Below are 21,957 nucleotides of genomic sequence, written 5' to 3'. Positions count from 1 at the left end.
GCCACCGGCCGGACGCTCGACGTGGATAGTGGCCGCCACCGGTGGCAAGGCCGTCCCGCGGGGCCGCGAGGTCAGGCCAGGCCGGCCGCGATGGCGCGGCGCACGGCGTCGGCCCGGTCCCGGATGTCGGCCTTGGCGAAGAGGTTGTTGATGTGCGTCTTGACGGTCGCCTCGCTCACGAAGAGCTTCTCGGCGATCGCGCGGTTGGGCAGACCCTGGCCGATCAGGGTGAGCACTTCGCGTTCGCGGGGCGTGAGATCCGCCGGCAGCCGCTGTCCGGACGCCGCCGGCCTGGCGCGGACGGTGGCCAGCAGCCGGTCCTGGACCTCGCGGTCCAGGACGGACTGTCCCGCGGCGGCGGCGCGGATCGCGCGGACGATGTCCTGGCGGCCGGCGTTCTTCGTCAGATAGCCGCGGGCGCCCGCGCTGAGGGCGGCCAGGATCGAGTCGTCGTCGGCGAACGTGGTGAGCACGACGACGGCCACCTCGGGGTGTTCGTCGCTCAGCCTGCGGGTGGTCTCGATTCCGTCGAGCACGGGCATGCGCAGGTCCATCAGCACGACGTCCACCGGACCGGCGGCGACCGCGTCCAGTACGCCGTTGCCGTCCGCGGCCGCCGCGACGACGTCGATGTCCTCCGCCAGGTCCAGCACCGCGGCGAGCGGTTCGCGGACGGCGGCCTGGTCGTCGGCGACGACCACGCGCAACGGCCGGGAGCTCTCGGTGGGTTCACTCATCGCGGGATCACCGCCTCCACTTGCCAGCCGCCTTGGTCCGGTCCCTCAATGACCGGTCCCGCGGTGAGGGTGCCGCCCAGCAGGGCGACGCGTTCGCGCATTCCGATCAGCCCCATTCCGCTGCCGGCCCCCGCGTGCACCGTACGGGTGGCGTGCCGGTTGCGGATCGTCAGCGCCGTCGAGGAAGCCGTGGAGGCCAGCTCCACCCGCACCTCACCGCCCGGGGCGTGGCGCGCGGCGTTGGTCAGCGACTCCTGGGCGATCCGCAGCAGGTTCTGGGTCACCCGGGCCGGCACCTCCGCGGGAGAGCCGGAGACGGTCAGGGCGTCGCGGTGGCCGGACGATTCGAGCATCGAGGTGAGGGTCTCCACCAGCGGCAGCGAGTCCTCGCGGAGCGCGTGCACGGTCCACTGCGCCTGTTTGAGGCTCTCCTTGACCAGGCTGTGGGCCTTGTCGTTGGCCGCCCTGACCTTCTCCAGGTCGCCGGTGTCGAGCAGCGCGTCGGCCAGTTCCAGCTGCATGTTGATCCCGGCCAGCGTGTGCGCCAGGACGTCGTGCACGTCCCGGGCGATCCGGCCGCGTTCGGTGAGCACGGCGGCCTGCGCCTCGGCCCGGGCGGCGCGCTCCGCGCTCTCGGCTGCCGACAGCGCGGCGTCCACGGCCTGGTGCTGGGCGCGGTTGAGTATCCCGACCAGGACAGGTGCGCCGGTGGTGAGGCCGACGGCCCAGGGCAGCAGGTGGTGACCGGGGCCGACGCCGAAGTACAGGACGCCGCCGCAGAGCAGGCCGCAGGCCAGCGCCAGCGCGAGGGCCTGCCTGGCCGGCAGCCGGTATCCGATGTGACCGGAGAGGAAGAAGGCGAAGAGGTAACCCGTTCCGCTGCGGCTGACGCCCATCAGCGCGGCCGCCGCGAGGACGCCCAGCGACAGCCAGACGACGGCGGCACGCGGCGGGACCTTGCCCGGGGGCAGGCCCCGGGCCAGCAGCGCCGCACAGTTCAGTACGAACAAGGCCGCGACCGCCAGCCCCCGCCCGCTGACGCCCATCGGCCGGATCGTCAGGGCACCGCTGACGATGACCGCCATGGTCTGGGCCCACTGCACCCGGGGGTCCCGGCCCGGGATCGGCCGGGGCGCGGCCGGTGGGGGCGGGACCTGTCCGGGGGATGAGGCGGTCTCGGCGGTGGGCACGGCCAGACCATAGCTCACGGTCGGACCGCGACACGGTTCGACGCCGGGGCGGGCTGCCCGGCGGTCAGCATCCGGCTGCGGACGAAGATCGCGGCCAGCCGGGTGACGACCTCGGTGAGCGCCATCAGGACGAAGGCCGCCACCCACGCCTGGTCGCTGGTGATGTGGTGGGCGACGCTGAACCGGGCGACGTCGTCGGCGCCGCCGCCGTGCTCGGTCCACAGCTGGAAGCCCATCCGGGCACCCATCCCGAGCACCCACAGGATCGCGGAGACCGCGCCGGCCTTGATCAGGATGTGCTCTCCCGCGGTCCTGACCCGGGTGCAGACACCGCCGGCGATGCCGAGTACGGCGCCCGCGCCCATGAGCGCTCCGACCAATATCAGGTCGTTGCCCCCGGTGGGGACGGAGTCCAGATACGTGTGGGCCACATAGGCCACGATCCCCAGCGGGATCAGGAAGGTCCTGAGGTCCAGCCGGTCCTCCCGCAGCTGCCGGAAGACGACGAGGATGAGAGCGATGTCGGTGATCCACTCGGTCGTTGTCATGCCCCCAAGCCTGCTGTCGCAGGGCCCGCGACGCCTGGACCCACGGGTGGAACCCGGGGTGGAGAAGCGCGCTGCCGCCCGGGGCGCGCATCAAGCCGGGGTCCGCGAACTCTCCCGGGGGGCTGGGCCGATCCTGCGAGGAGGCGCAACGGATGTGTCCCGGGTGATTCGGCTGACGAGGGACCGGTACCGCTCGTGAGGCTGGTGTCCTGCGGCCGTTGCCGTGTCTCCTCCCCCGCCGCCCGGCCGTCCCCGGCGGCGGGGACGGCCGGGCGCACTGCGTGCCCTCACGCCGGTCCGGGCCGGGCTGTCCGCAAGGCGGACAGCCCGGACGGTGCTGCGCAACCTGTGCCGGCGGACCCGTCCGGCCCACCACCGCATCGACGGGAGTACGGCACGACCGCCTCGCACCCGACGAGCTGCGGGGCCGCCGCTCTCCTGACTCGACACCAGTGACATCGACCGGGCCTGGCTCATCGCGCGGCACTACCCCGGAGGCGATGGCCCGCATCTTCTTCCGGCCCCGGAGCGCTCCGCCGCGGTCAGTCGATCTGCTGAGGGATGAGCAGGTCGAAGTATCCGTCGAGGTCGACGATGACATGTGCGCTGCCGGAGCTGTTGAGGTGCAGTCTCACCAGGCCCCCGTTGGTGTTGCCGACCACGACGGTGTTGGAGATGGTCTGGCCCTTCGACCAGTTCAGGACCGAGGACTTGAGCAAGGTGTCATTGAAGTAGCCGTCGTAGGGGACCAGGACGCCGGCGGCGGTCGGCTGGGTGATCGTGATGTGCAGCAGCAGGCCGTTCGCGGTCCTGGCGCCCTGTCCGTCACCGAGGTTGAGCCGCAGGTAGACGTCGCCGCCGGCCGGGATCGGCCCGGTGGAGGCCGTACCGGTCGCGTTGCGGGTGTCCAGGATGCGCTGCTGCCCGCCGTAGCGGAAGGACGGCGTGACGTCGGGTGAGAAGTACCCGTCGTAGTCGGCGATCAGGTGCACCGGGCTCGAACTGTTGTTGTAGAAGGTGATCTTCCGGTCGGGTGCGGCCAGCGTCATCAGGTTCGCGACGGTCTGGCCGGCGGCCCAGTTGAGCTGGGAGACCCCGGGGCGCGGCTGCCCCGCCGGATACGCCGTCAGGACGCCGGGCGCGGTGGATCCGGTGGCGGTGACGTTGAGGACGACGGCCGCCGGGTGCTGCGCGGCCGTGGACGGGACGGTGAGGGTGAGGGAACCGTGGGCCGGGACCGGGGTGGTCGTCGGCACCCCGAGCCTGGCGCGGGTGTCCAGGACGCGCTGGGACTCCTGGACCTGGTTGAAGTAGCCGTGGGCGTCGCTGTAGTAGCCCTCCAGGTCCGCGATCACGTGGACGGTGCCGGCGGAGATGTTCGAGAGCTGGATCTTTCCTTCGTTCACCGGCACGGTCACCTGGCCGGCCAGTGTCTGCCCGGCCGCCCAGTTCACGGACGACGAGCCGCTGCCGAAGTTGTACGCGCCGACGTCGAGATAGCCGGCGCGGGTGCCGCCGGTGACCGTGACGTTCAGCACGACGGAGGTGACCCGGGTGGCGGGGACCTGGCCGGTGCCGGTCACCGGCAGGACGATGGTGGTGCTCGGAATCGGCGCGGTCCCCGGCACACCGATCCCCGCGCGGGTGTCGAGGATCCGGACCGGGGTCACCGGGTTGTACCCGGAGCCCACCCGGATCTTGCTGTCGGCCACGTGGGCCGGCGCACTCGACCCCGCCGCGGTGGTGGCGACCACGGTGGGGTCGTACTGACCCGGTTGCGCGTAGAGGTGCTCGGCTGTCGCCGCGGACGTCACCAGGGGCGCGGTGCCGTCACCGAAGTCGTACGTGTACGAGACCGGCCCGGAGTCCTCCGACGCGGACGCGGCGAACGTCATGTCCAGCGGCGTCGTCCCGGACGTCGGGCCGACCCCGAGGGACACGTACACCGCCGGGCCGTCGGCCATCGCGGCGCCCGCGGGCAGCATCGACGCCGTGGCCAGCGCGAGAGCGGCCACCAGATGTCTCACGTGCATCATTCCCCCTGGAGTCCGGCACCCGTCGCGGCAGCACGTACCCGGCTGCCGCGGCGGATGGTGGGTGGACATCACATGTCCGTCGGATGACGGGCGCGGTCCAGCCCGTTGGACCCGCGATGCCGCCCTATGGTTGCGCTGCGCCGCGGACGCGCTCCCGGCCGCCGGCTTCGCCGGCAGCCGGCTCAGTCGAGGTGGAACTTCTGCGCCGCCCCGCCGCTGCAGTCCCAACGTTCCGCCCGGCGCGGGCGGGCACCAGGTCCGTGGTCGCCGCGCGCGCACCGGCCCGTGCGGCGGCCGGCCCCGAGGCCGCTGTGGACGAGGCCGTCCGGATGACCCGGGCGGCCGGGAGGCCGCCTCATATGCATGCTATTTCCTCGTCGGATTCCGGGGTGATCCCGGCATGCGGGTGCCATGGTCTGAATGACGGATGTGGCCGGACAAATACGCGTGGAGATCGGCACCGTACGCCGCGGGGCGGAAGCGGCGGGATTCCAGACAAATCCGGGATCACGGCACATGCCGTCATCCTGACGGCCATGGGCGGACCTGGAATCAAACATAGAATTCACAGTCTTTTTCTCCAGACCATCTCGCGGTCCAAAATTCCGGGGCGCCGCAGACGGATAAACCGGGCCCGGGGCTTGACGCGTCCGCAAAACAAGAACAAGGCTTACCCGAATACGAATGGGCGGTTCGTGTGTCACCCCGTTCACACGGCCTCCGCATACCACGCCCCGTTTCCTCTGGAGGACCGAATGCCCCTGGACCAGCCGGAGAACTTCGCGCCCCTGGCCGCGGGAAACCCGCATGACGTCGTCAGGGCGTTCTCGGCCAACCCCGCCTTCCGTGCGGCCGAATGGGAGGAACTCACCACGGAGGACAACCCGTACCGCCGGCCGGTCCGGCCCGACGACCTGGCGTGGCTCGACTACAGCAAGCAGATGCCGGTGGCCAAGGCGCTCAAGCTCAGCGCGCTGCTGGGCCACCGGATGCTGCGCAACGTCTACGACAGCGAGTTGCTCCTGCTGCCGCCCGCCGCGAGCCCGGCCGCCGCGAGCGACGCCGCGACCTTCTACAGCGACAGCAACCGGACGCTGGGAGCCCTGGCGGCGCCCGTCCTGGAGCGGCACCTGTTCAGTCTGCTGGAGTCGGAGCGCAAGCCGCTCGCGGCCTACGGAACCGACCAGGTCACCGCGGCCATCGAGGCCTACCACCAGCAGCGCACGGCCGAGACCGGGCGGGCGTTCACCACCGCGCTCGGCACCAGTGACCGCAAGGCCTCGGCGACGTTCGTACTTCTCCAGCTGAGTGCCTACCTGCCGGCCAGCCGCGTCGCCATCGGACGCGCCGCGCTGGGCGAGTTCGACGCCGGGCACCCCGGTGCCCGCGTCGCGCTGCTGGACGACTACCGCACCTGGGCCGGGCTGCACCCCGAATACCGCTCCCTGCTGGAGGGCGCCGGGCTCACGACGACCACCGGGGCCTACTGGCAGCTCTACCTCGGCACCTCGCTGGCCCGCGGCAACCACCTGCACCGGCTGTCCCGCAACCGCGAGCAGTACCCCGAGTTCCTCGGCGCGCTGCTGCACCACAGCATCGACCAGTCGGCCACCGCCGCCCGGTTCGCCGACGTCTTCGAGGACGGGTTCGGCGTACGGCCGACGCTCTTCGACCACCTCGGCGGGGAGCCGGGGCATCTGCGCGAGCTGGCCGGCCGCTGGGTGGAGCCGCTGCGCCGGCTGTACGGCCCCGAGGCCGTCGAGCGCTTCCACAACGGCTTCGCGGACGCCGCGTGGCTGGCACAGCTGTGGGACGAGGACCTGGCGCAGCAGCTCGCGTGGGCCGACGACATCCCGCTGCACCAGGAGAAGGCGGAGCGGATCCACCGGCACATCGAGGACAACGGCATCACCGTGGACCTCGACACCTTCGTGGAGAGCAACGAGGAGACGTCGACCACCCATGTGCACGACGAGCACCGGCTGGTGATGGTCGAGCGGGGGGAGATGCACTTCTGGAACAACGTCACCCACAAGATCGACCTGCACGAGGGCGACAAGGTGCTCATCCCGGTGTCCCGGCTGCACGGCTCGACGGTGCTGTCCGGCGAGTGCACCTACCACCAGCCGATCATCCCCGAGGACATGTACGCGCGGTTCTGACGGCGGCTGCCTCCCGTACGGCCCCGCGTCCGGTGCGCCGGCCGCACCCCTCCCCTTCCCGGACGGAGTACCTTCACGTGCCCCACGACCGATCCCTCCCCGCGGCCCGTGCGACCGCGGCGGCAGGTTCCGCCGCCCGGCTGCCGGCCGGCCGCGTCATCGGCGCCACCCCCGCGTGGGGTGCGGCCGCCGCCGAGCAGCTGCTGGAGACCCTGCTCGGCGCGGACCAGCCGTTCCCCTGCACCTTCGCCGTCGCCGCCGTCAAGAAGCAGTCGCTGTGCTTCGGCTTCGTCGACAGCGCGCACGACGAGACCACCTGGGCGCCGCTGGCCGGCATCCTCCGCGAATACCTCGGCCTCTACCAGCAGCTCGGCAAGGACACCTCGCTGGTGGTGCTCTTCCGGCCGGAGGAGCAGCCGAGCACCCTGGACGACTACTTCGACCGCTTCTGGGCGGTGCTGCAGTACCTGCACGACGGGGACACCGAGCCGTGGCCGGCCTCGACCCCGCTGGACCCGGGCGAGGTGTGGTGGGAGTTCAGTTTCGGCGGTACGGAGATCTTCGTCGTCTGCAACACCCCGGCCCACGTCAACCGGCGCAGCCGCCACAACCGGAGCTTCATGATCACCTTCCAGCCCCGCTGGGTGTTCGAGGGCCTGGAGGCGCACACGCCGCGCGGCGCGAAGGCCCGCCAGGTGATCCGCAACCGCATCCGCCGCTTCGACGGCATGGAGCCCGCGGGCGAACTCGGCAACCACGGCGAGGAGGGCAACCGGGAGTGGCGCCAGTACTTCCTGGCGGACACCGCCGACGGGACGGTCGCGGCCTGCCCGTTCACGGCCAGGGCCGGCGCCCGCGGTCAGCAGCAGGTGCCCGTGGCGCCGCTGGCGGCGGACGCCGACCAGTCGGCGGACTACTCGGTGCTGGTCAACAGCGAAGGCCAGTTCTCGCTGTGGCCCGCCGCGGTTCCCGCGCCTGGGCGCTGGCGCACGACGGGCTTCAGCGGCGGCCGGGAGGAGTGCCTGCGGTACGTGTCGCAGGTGTGGACCGACATGCGGCCGGCCAGGTCCCGGCAGCGGGCCGCCGCCTGACCGGCGGCCGTCCGGTCCCGCGGGCACCGCTCCCCGGCGCGCTGCTCCCGCGGGGCGGATCCGCCGGGCGGGCACCGGACGTGGGACCGGACCGGCAGCCGGGCCCGCCCGCGGCGACGCCCGTCGGCGCCGGGAGGGCCGGCGTCCGGTGCCCGCCGCCCCCGGAAGTCCGGGGGCGGTTCCGCCTGCCGCCGGCCGGCCGGACACCCCGTCAGACCGGCGGGGCGCCTCACCCCACCGGCGGGGCGACGGGCCGCGGTGCGGGCACCCGGGCCGGCAGCGCCTTGCGGTCCACCTTGCCGATCGCGGTGAGCGGCAGCGAGCCGATGGCCGCCAGGCGGTCCGGGACCTTGTACGCCGCCAGCCCGCGCGCCCGCAGGAATTCCCCGGCCTCGGCCGCCGTCGGGCAGCCGGCGCCGGGCTCGACCACGACGAAGGCGGCGATGCGCTCACCGAGCACCGGGTCGGGTTCGCCGATGACGGCCGCCTGGCGGACCGCGGGGTGCGCGGCGAGCTGCTCCTCGACCTCCTCCGCGGACACCTTGTCGCCAGCCCGGTTGATGACCTCCTTGATCCGTCCCTCGACCACCAGGTCGCCGCCGGGCAGCGTGCGTACCAGGTCCCCGGTGCGGTACCAGCCGCCGGTGAAGGCGCGGGCGTTGTGCTCGGGCAGCCGGTAGTAGCCGCGCAGGGTGTACGGCCCGCGGGTGAGCAGCTGCCCGACGGCGCCGGGCGGGACGTCCCGGCCCTCGTCGTCCACGATCCGCACCTCGTCACCCGGGCTGAGCGGACGCCCCTGGCAGGCCAGGACGCGGCCCTCGGGATCGTCGAGCCGGGTGAGGTTGAGCAGCCCCTCGGCCATGCCGAACACCTGCTGGAGCGTGGCGCCGAACACCGGCCGTACACGTGCCGCGGTGGCGGTGTCCGGCTTCGCCCCGCCGACCTGGACCAGCCGCAGGCTGGAGACGTCCTCGGGCATCCCCTCCTGGGCCTCCAGCCACAGCCCGAGCAGCGAGGGGACCAGCGCTGTGGCGGTCACCCGCTCCTCGGCGACCAGCCGCAGCGACTCACCGGGCTCGGGGTCGTCCGGCATCACCACCGTGCCGCCCACCGCCAGGGTGCCGAGCACACCGGGGCAGGCCAGCGCGAAGTTGTGCGCGGCCGGCAGCGCGGCGAGGTAGACGGTGTCGCGGTCGAAGCCGCACACGTCGGCGGCGGCCCGGACGTTGTAGGCGTAGTCGTCGTGGGTGCGCGGGATGAGCTTGGGTGTCCCGGTGGTGCCGCCGGACAGCAGGAACAGCGCCACGTCGTCGGCGGGTCCTGGTGGCGGCAGCGGGGTGCCGCGCAGGGCGCGGCCGGCCGCCTCGACCGCGTCGAGCCCGGTGAATTCCTGCGCCTCGCCGACGACGAGCACGTGCGGCAGGTCGGTGCCGGGCTGCCCGGCCACCGTCCTGGCCAGCTCGCGGTAGTCGTAGCCGAGGTAGCGGTCGGCTATCAGGTAGCCGCGGGCTTCGGAGAAGGCGCACAGGTGGCCGATCTCCTTGCGGCGGTGGGCCGGCAGGGCGTAGACGGGCAGCGCCCCGATCCGCAGCAGGGCGAAGGTGGCGACCACGAACTCCGGGCAGTTGGGCAGGTGCACGACGATCCGGTCCCCCGCGGCCACGCCGAGGTCCAGCAGCCCGCGCGCCAGGTCGTCGGCGCGGGCGTCGAGCTCGGCGTAGCCGACTCTGCGGCCCCCGGCCACCAGCGCCGTGCGGTCGCCGTGCTCGGCGGCGGAGCGGCGCAGCAGTTCGCCGAGCGGCTCGCCGCTCCAGTAGCCGTCACCGCGGTGGCGGGCGGCTTCCTCGGGGGGCCACGGTACGCATCCGGGCAGCATGCGGGTCGTCCTCTCGTCACGGTCGCGGGGTGCCGGGCGCGCGGCGGCGGCCGACGGGCCGGGAGCCGGCCGGTCAGGGCCGGTTCGGCGTCAGGCGGGACGGCGCGGCGGCGGTTCCGGCTCTCTCCCGGCCTCCCCGCGGGCGGGCTCCGGCACGGCGGCGACGCCCGCCAGGGCTCGCGGACGGCGGGGCGGACGGGGCGTGAGCGGTCATATGAGAGCCGTCCTTTTTGCGTCGGCGCAATTCCCGCGGGCACGACCGGAGTCATTCCGCGGGGCTCGCGGGAACACGAAAAACGGGACAGGTTGTCACAAATGCTTTAGGGAAGCCTTGCCTAAGTTTGATTAGCGTAGCTAGCATCCGCCGACATGTCCATGTGTGATTCCGAGCAGGTATCACCGCCGGACCCGGTTTCCGTCGCGTCCCGCGGCGGTGCCACCAATCGAACGGGGGAATTCAGTGACGCGGAATTCAGCACGACCAGCCGCCCCCGCAGGCGACGCGGGAACAACTCCCGCGCCGGCCTCGGCCGGCGCCGGCCTCGACCCCGACCGTCTGCGCGGCATTGTCGCGGACGTCCTGGGCATCGCTCCCGACGTGATCGCCGACGACGACAATCTCGTCGCCCTCGGAGTCGACTCGGTCAAGGCGATGACGATCTCCACGGAACTGCGCCGGTACCGGACGCGGGTGCGGTTCGCCCGCATGATCGAGGAACCGACCCTGGCGGCATGGTGGCGGCTGGCCGCCGAGGGGACCGGCGACGGGGGGCGGGCCGCATGACGGCGGGCGGTACCACCGGCTCACCGTGGCTGCGCGCCTTACGGGACGCAGGCGGGTCCGCGCCCGCCCTGGTCCTCTTCCCGCACGCGGGCGGCAGCGCCGGCGCCTACCGGGCGCTGGCGAACCGCTTCCCCGCCGGCGTCGAGGTGCGGGCCGTGCAGTACCCCGGCCGCGAGACCCGGGCGGGCGAGCCGCTGATCGACGACATGGACACCCTCGCCGACCAGGCGGCGGACGCCCTGCGCCCCCTGCTGGGCCGCCGCCTGGCGATCCTCGGCCACAGCATGGGCGCCGTCGTCGCCTACGAGGTGACCCGCCGCCTGGAGGCCTGGGGCGCGACGCCGGAGCGGCTGTTCGTCTCCTCCCGGCAGCCGCCCGCCTTCCAGGGGACGGGGCGCGGGCAGCGGCACATGATGGACGAGGACAGCTTCGCCGAGATGCTGCGCAGGACCGGCGGCACACCCGCGGCACTGCTGGACGACCCCGAGATGCGGGCGTACCTGCTGCCCATCGTCCGCAACGACTACCGGCTCGTCGAGACCTACCTCCCCTCCCCCGGCCCCGCGCTGCGCACCGGCGTCGTGTCGATCGCCGCCGAGGACGACGGGACGGTGTCGGCGGCCCAGGTCGAGGGCTGGCGGCAGACCACCGACGGCCCCTTCGAGCACCTCACCTTCCCCGGCGGGCACTTCTACCTGCTCGACCGGCCGGCCGACCTGGCGGCCGCCGTCCTGAGCCGGCTCGGCTGGCAGCAGGACGCCGCAGGACCGCGCACCGCGCCCGTACGCAACCCGGTGCAGGCCGCCCCCTCGGCGCACGGCAGCCGCAGCCCGTACGAGTCCCCCCGCGCCGGGGGGCCCGCTCCCGCGGCCCACGGCGACGTCCCGGTGCTACCGGCGGCCGAACCCGTCGCCGTCGTCGGGATGGCGGTGCGCCTGCCCGGCGCCGACACACCGGAAGCCTTCTGGCGCAACCTGCGCGGCGGCGTCGAGTCGCTCAGCACGTTCACCGACGAGGACCTGATCGCCTCAGGACTGCCGCCGTCCGCGCTCACCGATCCGGCCAGGGTCAGGACCCGGCCGGTGATCGACGGCCCCGAGTTCTTCGACGCCGGCTTCTTCGGCTACAGCCCCGGTGAGGCGGCGGCCACCGACCCGCAGCACCGGCTCTTCCTGGAGTGCGCGTGGGAGGCGCTGGAGTCGGCCGGCCACGACCCGCGCGGCTTCGCGGACGACTCGGTGAGCGTGTTCGGCGGCACCGGGCCCGACAGCTACTTCCTGCACCACCTCCACCCGCACCACGCGGCCGGGGGCCCCGGCGCGGGGTCCTTCCAGGACCTGCTGGGCAACAGCGGCGACTTCCTCGCCTCGCGCGTGTCGTACAAGCTCGACCTGACCGGCCCGAGCGTCTCCGTCCAGGCCGGGTGCTCCACCTCGCTGGTCGCGGTGCACCTGGCGGTGCAGAGCCTGCTCGCGGGCGAGTCCGATGTGGCGCTGGCCGGCGGGTCCACCGTCTACTTCCCGCAGCGGGCCGGCTACGTCCACCGCGAGGGCGGCGTCAATTCGCCCGACGGGCGCTGCCGCGCATTCGACGCGCGCGCCACGGGGACCACCCCCGGCGACGGGGTGGCGGTGCTGGCGCTGCGCCGGCTCTCCGACGCCCTGGCGGCGGGCGACCCCGTACTCGGCCTGATCCGCGGCACCGCGGTCAACAACGACGGGGCTGCCAAGGCGAGTTTCACCGCCCCCGCGGTCGATCCGCAGAGCGACGTCGCCGCCGAGGCGCTGGCCGTCGCCGGGCTCGGCCCGGCCGACATCGACTATGTGGAGGCGCACGGCACCGGCACACCGGTCGGCGACGCGCTGGAGATCGCCGCGCTCACCGACGGGTATTCCGGCGTCCCCGCCGGAGGCTGCCGGCTCGGGTCCGCCAAGCCCAACGTCGGCGACACCTGGGCGGCGGCGGGAGCGGTCGGACTGGTGAAGGTGCTGCTCGCCCTCGACCACCAGGAGCTGCCGCCGGTGATCAACTGCACCGAGCCGAACCCGGCGATCGACTTCGCGGCGGGGCCGTTCCGGCTCAACACCGAGGTCACCGCGTGGACACGGGGCGACCGGCCGCGCCGCGCCGCGGTCCACACCTTCGGCATCGGCGGGACCAACGCCCACGTGGTGCTGGAGGAGGCACCGCGGGCGACCGCCCCCGCGCCGGAGGAAGAGGACGGCAGGTGGCACGTCCTGCCGCTGTCGGCACGCGGCGACAGCGCGCTGCGCGCCCAGGCGGCCCGGCTCGCCGACCACCTGGAGGCCCGGCCGGGCCTCCGGCTGGACGCCGTGGCCCACACCCTGCTGACCGGGCGGGCCCGCTTCGCCCGCCGTGCGGCCGTGCTCGCCCGGGGCCGCGCCGAGGCGCTGCTCGCGCTCCGCGCGCTGGCGGACGGCGCCGCCGCGGAGAGCGGCCCGGGCTGGACCCTGCTGCGGCCCGCGGCGGATCCGCGGACCGGCTCCGGAGCGCCGGCCGCGCCCGGGACCGGCCCTGGAGCCGCCGGGCGGCCGACCGGTACGACGCGCGCCGCAGGACAGGCGGACGCCTGTGACGCGGCGCCGGAGCGGGCCGTCCGGCAGGCCCGGCAATGGGTGGACGGCGGCGACGGCGAACCCGCGCAGGCCGCCGGCGGGCCGCGGCAGCGCGTCGTGCTGCCCACGTACCCCTTCGAGCGGGTCCGCCACTGGGTGGCCCCGCCGCTCTTCGCCGGCACAGCGCCCACCGCCACCACGCCGCCGCAGCCCCGGCCGCCGCTGGAGACCCCCTACGCTCCCCCGGCCGACCAGCTGGAGGACCTGGTCGCCGAGGTGTGGGGGAACGCCCTCGGCATCAAGGGCGTGGGGCGCGACGACAACTTCTTCGACCTGGGCGGCCACTCCCTCATCGCCGCCCACGTCACGACCGCCCTGCGCGAGATCCTGCCGGTGTCCGTCGGCCTGACGGACCTGCTGGACGCCCCGCCGACCATGGCGGCCCACGCCGAACGCCTCCGCCCCCGCCTGCACGACGCGCTGAGCGCCCTGCCCGCCGAAGAGGCCGCGGCACTCGCGGCACAACTCGGCGGGACCGCGGCCCGCGGGTGACGGGAGGCCCGGCCGGCCGGCCGGGCGGCGGGTCCGCGACCGCGGGCCCGCCCTTCACCGTCCCGCGTCACGCACGGCACCCCCATCCCGCTCTCGAACGAAAACCGGGAGATCCCCATGACCGACGCCCCTTCGCAGTCCTACGGCGCCGAGCGGTCCGCGACCGGTGAGGACGGCCTGTCCGCCGCCGAGCGGCGGTTGCCCGCACAGCAGCCGTCCGCCGCACCCGGGCCGCAGGCCGCCGCCCGTCCGGAGGACGCACGACCGGTACAGGCCAGTGGCGCGCAGCGCCGGATGTGGATCCACGCGCAGCTGCACCCGGGCACCGCCGCCTACAACCTCGGCCGGGCCGTCCGGCTGTCCGGCAGGCTGGACCGGACGGCCCTGGACTCGGCCCTGGCCGCACTCGCCGGCCGGCACGACGCGTTGCGCACCACGTTCCTCGATGTGGACGGCTCCCTGCACCAGGTGGTGGCCGACCGCGTCGAACCGCCGCTGCTGCCGGCCGACTCGCGCGGGGACCGGTCCGGTGAGGCGGAGTGGATGGCCGGCCTGGACGGCGCGCCCTTCGATCTGGCAGCCGGCCCGCTGGTCCGCTTCGGGCTGCTGCGCCACAGCGACGACGAGCACCTGCTGATGGTCGTCGCGCACCACGCGGTGGCGGACGAGACCTCGCTCGGCATCGTCCTGGACGAGGTCTACGCGCTGTACGAGGAGTTCAGCTCCGGGCGGCCCGGTACGCTGCCGCAGCCGCCTGCGGCCTACGAGGACTTCGCACGCCGGCGCGAAACCCGTGCGGCGGAGCCGCACTACGCCGAGCACCTGGCCTTCTGGCGCCGCACGCTGGGTGAGGGGCCGCTGCGGCTGGACCTGCCCACCGACCGGCCCCGGCCGGCCGTCCCCGGGGCCGGCGCCGTCTCCCACCGCTTCACCCTCGACCCCGCCGCCTGGGAAGGGCTCCGCACGCTGGCGCGGCAGCACGGGGCGACGACGTACATGGCCGCGGTGACCGCGCTGACAGTCCTGCTGCACCGCTACACCGGGCAGCGGGACATCACGGTGGGCTCCGCCGTGCAGGGCAGGTCGCACCCCGGGCTGGAGAAGGCCGTGGGCTGCTTCGCCGACACCGTGGTGCTGCGCACCGCCGTGGAAGGAACGCTGTCCTTCGGCGGCCTGCTCGACCGGGTCCGCGACACCTGCCGCGACGCGTTCGCCCACCAGGAGGTGCCGCTGGACGCCGTCGCCTCCGAGCTGCGCTGGGACCGTTCGACGAGCGCGGGCCCGCTGCCGCAGGTACTGGCAGTGATGCAGGACCCGCCGCGGGAGGCCGCCTTCGCCGGGCTGCGGGCGGAGCCGGTCGAGCGGACGGCGGACCCGGCCCGCTTCGACCTGGTGCTCCGCTGCTGGGAGTCCGGCGGCACACTGCACGGCACCGTCACCGGGAACGCGGACCTCTACGAGGCGTCCACCGTGGCCCGCTGTGCAGGCCATCTGGTCAGGCTGCTGGAATCGGTGGCGGCGACGGGCGGGGGGGCCGCCGTGGCCGGCCTGGAGATCGTGCCCGCTCAGGAGCGGGAGCTGCTGCTGCGCTGGGGCCGGCCGGCCGAGGGCGACGACCCGCTCGTCGAGCAAGACCTGGCGGCGCTGGTGCGTGCGGCCGGGCTGCGCGACCCCGGCGCGGTGGCCGTCGAGTGCGGAGCGGCCACCGTGACCTACGCCGGGCTCGAAGCGCGCGCCGAGGCGCTCGCCGGCCGCCTGCGGGACCGGGGGGTCGGTCCTGGGACGCTGGTCGGTGTGCTGCTGGAGCGTTCCGTCGACCTGGTGGTGGCGCTGCTCGCGGTGCTCAAGGCGGGCGGCGCCTTCGTCCCGCTGGAGGTCTCGTGGCCGGCCGCGCGGGTACAGGACATCGCCGCCGGCTGCGGCCTGCGGCTCGTGCTGGGCGGGCCGCAGGCCGAACAGCTGCTGGCGGGCAGCGGCGCGCAGGTCCTGCACCCCGGCGCGCCGGAGGGCGCCGCGGAGCGGGACGCGGCGGACCGCACGGACACGGGCGAAGCCGCGGACGCGGACACGGACATGGAACGCCTGGCGTACGTCATCCACACCTCGGGATCGACCGGTACGCCCAAGGGGGTGATGATCCGTCAGCAGGCCATCTGCAACCGGATGCTCTGGCAGATCCGCAAGCTGGGCCTGACCGCCGACGACGCCGTGCTGCACAAGGCGCCGCTGGGCTTCGACATATCGGTCAACGAGATCTTCCTGCCGCTGGTGGCCGGCGCGCGGCTGGTGGTCGCCGAACCGGGCGACGACGGTGACATCGCCCGGCTGCTGACCACTGTCGAGCAGCACCGCGTCACGTTCCTCTACATCGTCGCCTCGATGCTGGACGTCCTGCTCGAACGGCCGGAGGCGGCGGCCCGCATCCGGTCGCTGCGGCACGTGTGGTGCGGCGGCGAGGCGCTGACCGGGGAGCTCTACGCCCGCTTCCGGCAGGCGTCCGGCGCCCGGATGTACCACGGCTACGGTCCCGCCGAGACGACCATCGGCGTCAGCTGCCGGGTCTTCGAGCCGGACGAGCACCCCGAGCGCATCTCGATCGGGCGGCCCAACCCGAACGCACGGCTGTACGTGCTCGACCCGGCGCTGCGCCCGGTGCCGGTAGGGGTGTGCGGCGAACTGCACGTCGGCGGGCTGCCGCTGGCGCAGGGCTACCTCAACGACCCGGCGCGCACAGCGGCGTCCTTCATCGCCGACCCGTACGCCGACGACCCGGACGGGCGCATGTACAGGACCGGCGACCTGGCGCGCTTCCGTGCCGACGGGGAGATCGAGTTCCTGGGGCGGCTCGACGACCAGGTGAAGATCCGCGGCTTCCGGGTCGAGCCGGGCGAGATCGCCGCGGTGCTGGCCCGGCACCCGCGGGTGCGCCAGGCGTCGGTCCTGGCCAGGGCCGCGGCGGGCGGCGGCCACGAGCTGATCGCCTTCTGCTCGGTCGCCGACGGGCAGGACGCGGACCCGTCGCGGACCGGCGGCGACGCCCTGCGCGGCTGGCTGGGCGGGCGGCTGCCCGCGCACGCGGTGCCGCGGGCCGTGGTGGTCCTGGCGGACCTGCCGCTGACGACCGCGGGGAAGGTCGACCGCAAGGCGCTGGCCGCGCTGCCGCTGCCGCCGGCCGGCGCGGAGGGCGGCTACACCGCTCCCGCCTCCGGTACCCAGGACGAGGTGGCCAGGATCTGGGCGGAGGTCCTGGCGGCAGACAAGGTCGGGGCGCACGACAACTTCTTCGACCTCGGCGGCCATTCGCTGCTGGTGATCCGGATGCAGACGCTGATCGAGCAGCGGCTCGGCCGCAGGGTGCCGCTGCTGGCGCTGTTCGGCAACACGACCGTGGCCCGGCTCGCGGACTACCTGGAATCGGCCGACGGCTCGGAGTCCGGCGCGGACCTCGCGCCGGAGGAGGCCGACTCGCGTGCCCGGGCGCGGGCGCTGCGCGGCCGGGAGGCCCTGTCGCTGCGCAGGTCGCGCCGGGGCGGCGCGGCCCGGCCGCCGGGCGCACAGGGAACAGCGGACGCACGGCACGCGTCGGACGAGGAGAGCGCACGATGAACGCCGCACCCGGCGCCGCCGAGCGCCGCTTCCCGCTGACGGACACCCAGCAGGCCTACCTGGTCGGCCGCGGTGACCTCTATCCGCTGGGCAATGTCAGCACCCACGCCTATCTCGAACTCGAAGGACCGCTGGACGTGGACCGGTTCGTCCGCGCCTGGCGGCTGCTGGTGGAGCGGCACGGCATGCTGCGCACGGTTGTCGACCCGGACCGGCACGAGCAGCGGGAGCTGCCGGAGGTCCCCGCCCCGCCGATCGAGGTCGCCGACCTGCGTGGCCGGGGCGCCGGGGAGGTCCGCGCCGCGCTCGCCGCGCTGCGCGAGCGGCTCTCGCACGAGGTGCGCCCCGCCGACCGCTGGCCGCTCTTCTCCGTCGCGGTCTGCCTGCTCGGCGAGGGGGTGTGCCGGGTGCACATCGGCTTCGACGGACTGACCGTCGACTGGGCCAGCTGGCATGTGATGTACCGCGACCTGTCCGCGCTCTACGAGGACCCGGATGCCGAACTGCCCGCGCTGCACGGCGGGTTCGAGGGGTATCTGCGGCAGTCCGCCGCGGCGGCCGATCCGGCGGGGCTGCGCGAGGCGGAGGACTTCTGGGACGGGCGCCTGCGCGATCTGCCGGACGCCCCGGCGCTGCCGCTGCGCACCGACCCCGCCACCGTGCTCCGCCCGCGCTTCGTCCGCCGCGAGGCCGTACTCGACCGCGACACGTGGTCCCGGCTGCGGCAGCGCGCGGCGGCAGCCGGCCTGACGCCGACCGGTGTCGTGCTGGCGGCGTACGCGGAGGTGGTCGCTTGCTGGAGCGCCACCGACCGCTTCACCCTGAACGTGCCCAGCATGAACCGGGAGTCCTGGGTGCCGGGGGCGGCCGACCTGGTCGGCGAGTTCGCCTCCTTCACCCTGGTCGAGGCCGACCACAGCGGGCACGGCACTTTCACCGAGCGGGCCAGGGGCCTGCAACGCCGGCTGCTGGAGAGCCTGGAGCACCGGGAGGTGGGCGGCGTGCAGCTGCTGCGCCGGCTGACCCGGGCCCGCGGCGGCGAGCAGGCCCGCATGCCGGTCGTGCTCACCAGCACCCTCGCCCTGAGCGGGGCCCGGCCGCACGCGCTGGAGCGGGCCCTGACCCAGGTGTACGGCATCACACAGACTCCCCAGGTGCACTTGGACGCACAGGTGGAGGAGCGGCGCGGCACCCTGGCCTGCAACTGGGACGCGGTGGAGGAGCTCTTCCCACCCGGTGTGCTGGACGCGATGTTCGGCGCGTGGACCGCGCTCCTGACGCGTCTCGCGGACGATCCCGCGGTCTGGGAGCTGGACGACCTCGGCCTGCTGCCGCCCGAGCAGGCGGCACGCCGGCTGCGGGCGCAGGGCGCGCGGCGGCCGGTGCCGCACGAGCTGGTGCAGGACGCGTTCCTGCGGCAGACGGCGCGGCAGCCGCAGGCGCCCGCGCTGGTGAGCGCGTCCGGGACGCTGAGCTACGGCGACCTGCTCGCGCGGGCCACCGGGCTGGCCCGGCGGCTGGGCGGCGAGCCGGGGGTGGCCCCGGGCGCGCTGGTCGGCCTGCTGTTCGACAAGAGCGAGGAGCAGGTGGTCGCGGCGCTCGCGGCACTCCTGGCGGGCTGTGCCTATGTGCCGCTGGACCCCGAGTCGCCGTCCGACCGGCTCCGGCTGCTGCTGGCGGCCGCCGGTCCGGCTGCCGTGCTCACCCACGCCCCGCTGGCCGGCGCCGTGCCGGGCGGCCCGTGGCCGGTGCTGCGTGCGGACGGCCCCGCGGACCTGGACGCCTACGGCGACGGGCTCCTGCCGCCGCCGCGCGACCCCTCCGACCTGGCCTACGTCCTGTTCACCTCCGGGACGACCGGCACCCCGAAGGGGGTGATGATCGAGCACCGGGGAGTGGTGAACTGCCTGCGGGAGACCGTCGAGCACTTCGGGATCGGCCCCGGCGACCGGTGCCTGGGGGTGACCGCGCTCCACCACGACATGTCGCTGTTCGACATCTTCGGAGTGCTGGGCGCCGGTGGGACGCTGGTCCTTCCCGACGCGGCCCGCAGGACCGACCCCGCGCACTGGGCGGACCTGATGGCCCGCCACCGGGTGACCGTGTGGAATTCGGTGCCGGCCATGATGGAGATGCTGCTCGGCCGGCTCACCGACACCGCGACGCCGCTGGACGGCGCCCCCGGCGATCTGCGGCTGGCCTTCCTCGGCGGCGACTGGATCCCGCTGCCGACCGCCCGGGAGCTGCCGCGGCGCTTCCCCGGGGCCCGGCTGGTCTCGGTCGGCGGCCCGACCGAGACCACCCTGTGGAACATCTGGTATCCCGTGAAGGACATCGACCCGGGCTGGACGTCCGTCCCCTACGGCACCCCGATCGCCAACACCCGCTACCACGTGCTGGACCGGGCGCTGCGCGACCGGCCCGAGGGCGTCACGGGGGAGCTGTACTGCTCGGGACCGGGGGTGGCCCGCGGCTACCTCGGCAGCCCGCAGGCCACCGCCGCCGCCTTCGTCACCCACCCGCGGACCGGGGAGCGGCTCTACCGCAGCGGCGACCTCGGGCGCTACCGCCCCGACGGGGTGATCGAGTTCGTGGGCCGCAGCGACGGCCAGGTGCAGATCGCCGGGCGCCGCGTGGAGCCGGCGGAGGTGGAGGCGGCGCTGGCCGCGCATCCCGCGGTCGCCGGTGCCGCCGTGGTGCCGGTGCGGCGCGACGGCCTGGCCGGGCACCGGGGGCTGGCGGCGTTCGTCGTCCCGGTCCGCGGCCTGCCGGAGCCCGGGGCCGATGAGCTGCGCACCCACCTCGGCACGCTGCTGCCCGCCCACCTCCTGCCGGGCGGCATCACGCTGTGCGCGGACCTGCCGCTGACCCGCAACGGGAAGGTGGACCGGGAGTCCCTGGCGCGTACGGCGGCGAGCGCGCGGGCGGCCGGACCCGCCGAGGACGAGGGGGCGGCCGGCGACCCGCTGGTCGAACTGCTCTCCAGGACCTGGGCCTCCGCGCTCGGCCTGCCCCGGGTGGGACCGCGCGACAACTTCTTCGCCCTGGGCGGCGACTCGCTGGTCGGTGCCCGCATGCTGGCCCGGCTGCGCGAGACCTTCCCCGACGAGGAACTGTCGCCGCGCGCCCTGATGGCCACCTCCGACGTGGTCGGGATGGCGCGGGCGCTGACCGAGGAGGAGTCGGAGCCGGGCCGGATGGCGCAGATCGCCGCGGTGCACCTGTACGTGGCCGACCTCAGCCCCGAGCAGCTCGACGCCGAACTGGCCGCCGGACAGGTCCCGCCGGGGGTGGCGTCATGAGCGGCGAGCCGACGCTGGAGGAGCGCAGGCGGGAACTGCTGCGGCGTACGCTGGCCGGCCAGGGTCTGGCCGGCGCCGCGCCGGCGCCCGAGGCGGCACGGGGTCCCCGGCTGCCCGCGCCGCTGTCCTCGGCGCAGCGCCGGATGTGGTTCCTGCACCGGCTGGCGCCCGACGATCCCGCGTACCACCTCACCATCGGGGTGCGGCTGACCGGGGAGCTGGACGGGGCGCGGCTGGGGGCGGCGTTCGAGAGCGTGAGCCGCCGCCACGAAGTGCTGCGGACCCTCTACCGGGGAAGCACGCCGGACGAGGCGGTGCAGGTCGCCGCCCCCGCCGGGGCCGCCGTCCCGTTCGAGATCCGCGAACTGCCCGGCGGGGCCGGTGACGGGAGCCCGGACGCGGTGGTGCGGGCCTGGTCCGACGTGCCGTTCGACCTCGCCCGCGACCTGCCGCTGCGTCTGCTGCTGCTGCGCGCGGGGCCGCGGGAGCACCTGCTGTTCCTGACGATCCACCACATCGCCTGCGACGACCTGTCGTGGGAGATCCTGCTGGGCGAGGTGTCCGCGGCCTACCGCGGTTCGCCGCGGGGCGGGCCCGCACCCCGGCAGTACGCGGACTTCGCCCGGTGGGAGGCCGAGGAGCTGCGCGGCCCCCGCTTCGAGGACTCGCGCGCCCACTGGCGGCGGCTGCTGGCCGGACCCGGCGGACCCGTACGCCTGCCCGCCGACCAGCCGCGCCCCGCCCGGGCGCCCCGGCACGGGGTCAGGCGCCGGGCCGCGGTGTCGCGCGAGGCCACCGAGGGCGTACGGGCGCTGGCGCGCGCCGGCCGCGCCTCGCCGTACATGGCGCTGCTGGCGGCTGCCGCCCTGCTGCTGCGCCGGCACGGTGCGACCGGCCGGATACCGTTCGGCACTCCCGTGGTGCGGCGCCCCCGGCCCGAGTTCGAGCCGCTGATCGGCAACTTCGGCAACGTCATGGTGCTGCCGGTGGACGTGGGTCCGGCCGGCGCCGAGCCCGCTTTCCCCGGGCTGCTGGCCCGGGTCCGTGATCTGTGCGCCGAGGCGTACGCCCATCAGCACGTGCCGTTCGAGACCGTCGTGGAGGACACGCGGCCCGACCGGGGCGGCGGCGGTCCCCGGCTGTTCGACGTGATGTTCTCCCACCGCTCCAGCCTGCTCGGCGGCCTGGACCTGCCGGGGGTCGACTGCGTCGAACACCCGCTGGACCCCGGGACCTCCCGCTTCGACCTCGTGCTCGACGTGGCCGACGACGCGGACGCGATGACCGTCTCGGTCACCGCCAGGACGGACATGTTCACCGCCTCCACCACCCAGCGACTGGCCGACCGCTTCGCCGCGCTGATCGAGGAGCTGGCGGCCGGCGCCGCGCCCCCCGCGGACTCCGGGACCGCCGCCGGCCCCGTGGCCCCCGCACGACTCCCGCAACCGAACGGCGACGGCCCCCCGCCGCGGCCGCGCCCGGGGCGCGGGCCCCGAC

12 protein-coding genes are annotated in these 21,957 nt (G+C 74.7%); 7 read left to right on the top strand and 5 right to left on the bottom strand.

Annotation, left to right across the window (positions count from 1 at the left end; genetic code table 11):
* Window positions 1-71: 71 nt before the first annotated feature.
* The 4 genes from V7E46_RS17680 to V7E46_RS17665 form a co-directional block, all read right to left on the bottom strand.
* On the bottom strand, window positions 72-737 hold the full coding sequence (locus V7E46_RS17680) for a response regulator transcription factor (protein WP_333769292.1): 666 nt from the start codon (window positions 735-737) through the stop codon (window positions 72-74).
* Window positions 734-1,840, bottom strand: coding sequence for a sensor histidine kinase (locus V7E46_RS17675; protein ID WP_333769298.1), 1,107 nt, complete (start codon window positions 1,838-1,840; stop codon window positions 734-736). Before V7E46_RS17675 ends, V7E46_RS17680 begins: the two co-directional genes overlap by 4 nt.
* A 101-nt stretch (window positions 1,841-1,941) precedes the next feature.
* Window positions 1,942-2,475, bottom strand: coding sequence for a hypothetical protein (locus tag V7E46_RS17670; protein ID WP_333769291.1), 534 nt, complete (start codon window positions 2,473-2,475; stop codon window positions 1,942-1,944).
* A gap of 542 nt (window positions 2,476-3,017) precedes the next feature.
* On the bottom strand, window positions 3,018-4,502 hold the full coding sequence (locus V7E46_RS17665) for a PKD domain-containing protein (protein WP_333769290.1): 1,485 nt from the start codon (window positions 4,500-4,502) through the stop codon (window positions 3,018-3,020).
* A gap of 764 nt (window positions 4,503-5,266) precedes the next feature.
* Between V7E46_RS17665 and V7E46_RS17660 the strand changes: the two genes are divergently transcribed.
* Both V7E46_RS17660 and V7E46_RS17655 read left to right on the top strand, forming a co-directional pair.
* Window positions 5,267-6,673 carry a hypothetical protein gene (locus tag V7E46_RS17660; RefSeq protein ID WP_333769289.1) on the top strand — a complete coding sequence of 469 codons (1,407 nt, stop codon included), beginning with the start codon at window positions 5,267-5,269 and terminating at the stop codon, window positions 6,671-6,673.
* Between the two features lie 77 nt (window positions 6,674-6,750).
* Window positions 6,751-7,764, top strand: a complete 1,014-nt coding sequence (locus V7E46_RS17655) for a YqcI/YcgG family protein (protein ID WP_333769288.1) — start codon at window positions 6,751-6,753, stop codon at window positions 7,762-7,764.
* Window positions 7,765-7,993: 229 nt separating this feature from the next.
* Here V7E46_RS17655 and V7E46_RS17650 read toward each other — a convergent pair whose 3' ends face one another.
* The gene (locus V7E46_RS17650) at window positions 7,994-9,640 is read right to left on the bottom strand and encodes a (2,3-dihydroxybenzoyl)adenylate synthase (protein WP_333769287.1); all 1,647 of its coding nucleotides are present in this window, start codon (window positions 9,638-9,640) and stop codon (window positions 7,994-7,996) included.
* A 460-nt stretch (window positions 9,641-10,100) separates the two neighbouring features.
* On the opposite strand from V7E46_RS17650, the gene V7E46_RS17645 reads away from it, so the two are divergent.
* From V7E46_RS17645 to V7E46_RS17625, 5 genes are all read left to right on the top strand, one after another.
* Window positions 10,101-10,424 (top strand): phosphopantetheine-binding protein, encoded by a 324-nt coding sequence (locus V7E46_RS17645; RefSeq protein WP_333769286.1) that lies wholly within the window; start codon window positions 10,101-10,103, stop codon window positions 10,422-10,424.
* On the top strand, window positions 10,421-13,552 hold the full coding sequence (locus V7E46_RS17640) for an alpha/beta fold hydrolase (RefSeq protein ID WP_333769285.1): 3,132 nt from the start codon (window positions 10,421-10,423) through the stop codon (window positions 13,550-13,552). Before V7E46_RS17645 ends, V7E46_RS17640 begins: the two co-directional genes overlap by 4 nt.
* A gap of 117 nt (window positions 13,553-13,669) precedes the next feature.
* Window positions 13,670-17,158 (top strand): non-ribosomal peptide synthetase, encoded by a 3,489-nt coding sequence (locus tag V7E46_RS17635; protein ID WP_333769284.1) that lies wholly within the window; start codon window positions 13,670-13,672, stop codon window positions 17,156-17,158.
* Window positions 17,155-20,460 carry a non-ribosomal peptide synthetase gene (locus V7E46_RS17630; protein WP_333769283.1) on the top strand — a complete coding sequence of 1,102 codons (3,306 nt, stop codon included), beginning with the start codon at window positions 17,155-17,157 and terminating at the stop codon, window positions 20,458-20,460. Before V7E46_RS17635 ends, V7E46_RS17630 begins: the two co-directional genes overlap by 4 nt.
* Window positions 20,457-21,957 (top strand): condensation domain-containing protein (locus tag V7E46_RS17625; protein WP_333769282.1); only part of this gene is annotated, 1,501 nt, incomplete at its 3' end. The genes V7E46_RS17630 and V7E46_RS17625, both read left to right, overlap by 4 nt.

This window comes from Streptomyces sp. IBSBF 2435 (assembly GCF_036815005.1).
Classification (GTDB): domain Bacteria; phylum Actinomycetota; class Actinomycetes; order Streptomycetales; family Streptomycetaceae; genus Actinacidiphila.
The sequence above is the reverse complement of the archived record's forward strand: the minus strand, read 5'-3'. Positions and strand labels throughout refer to the sequence as shown.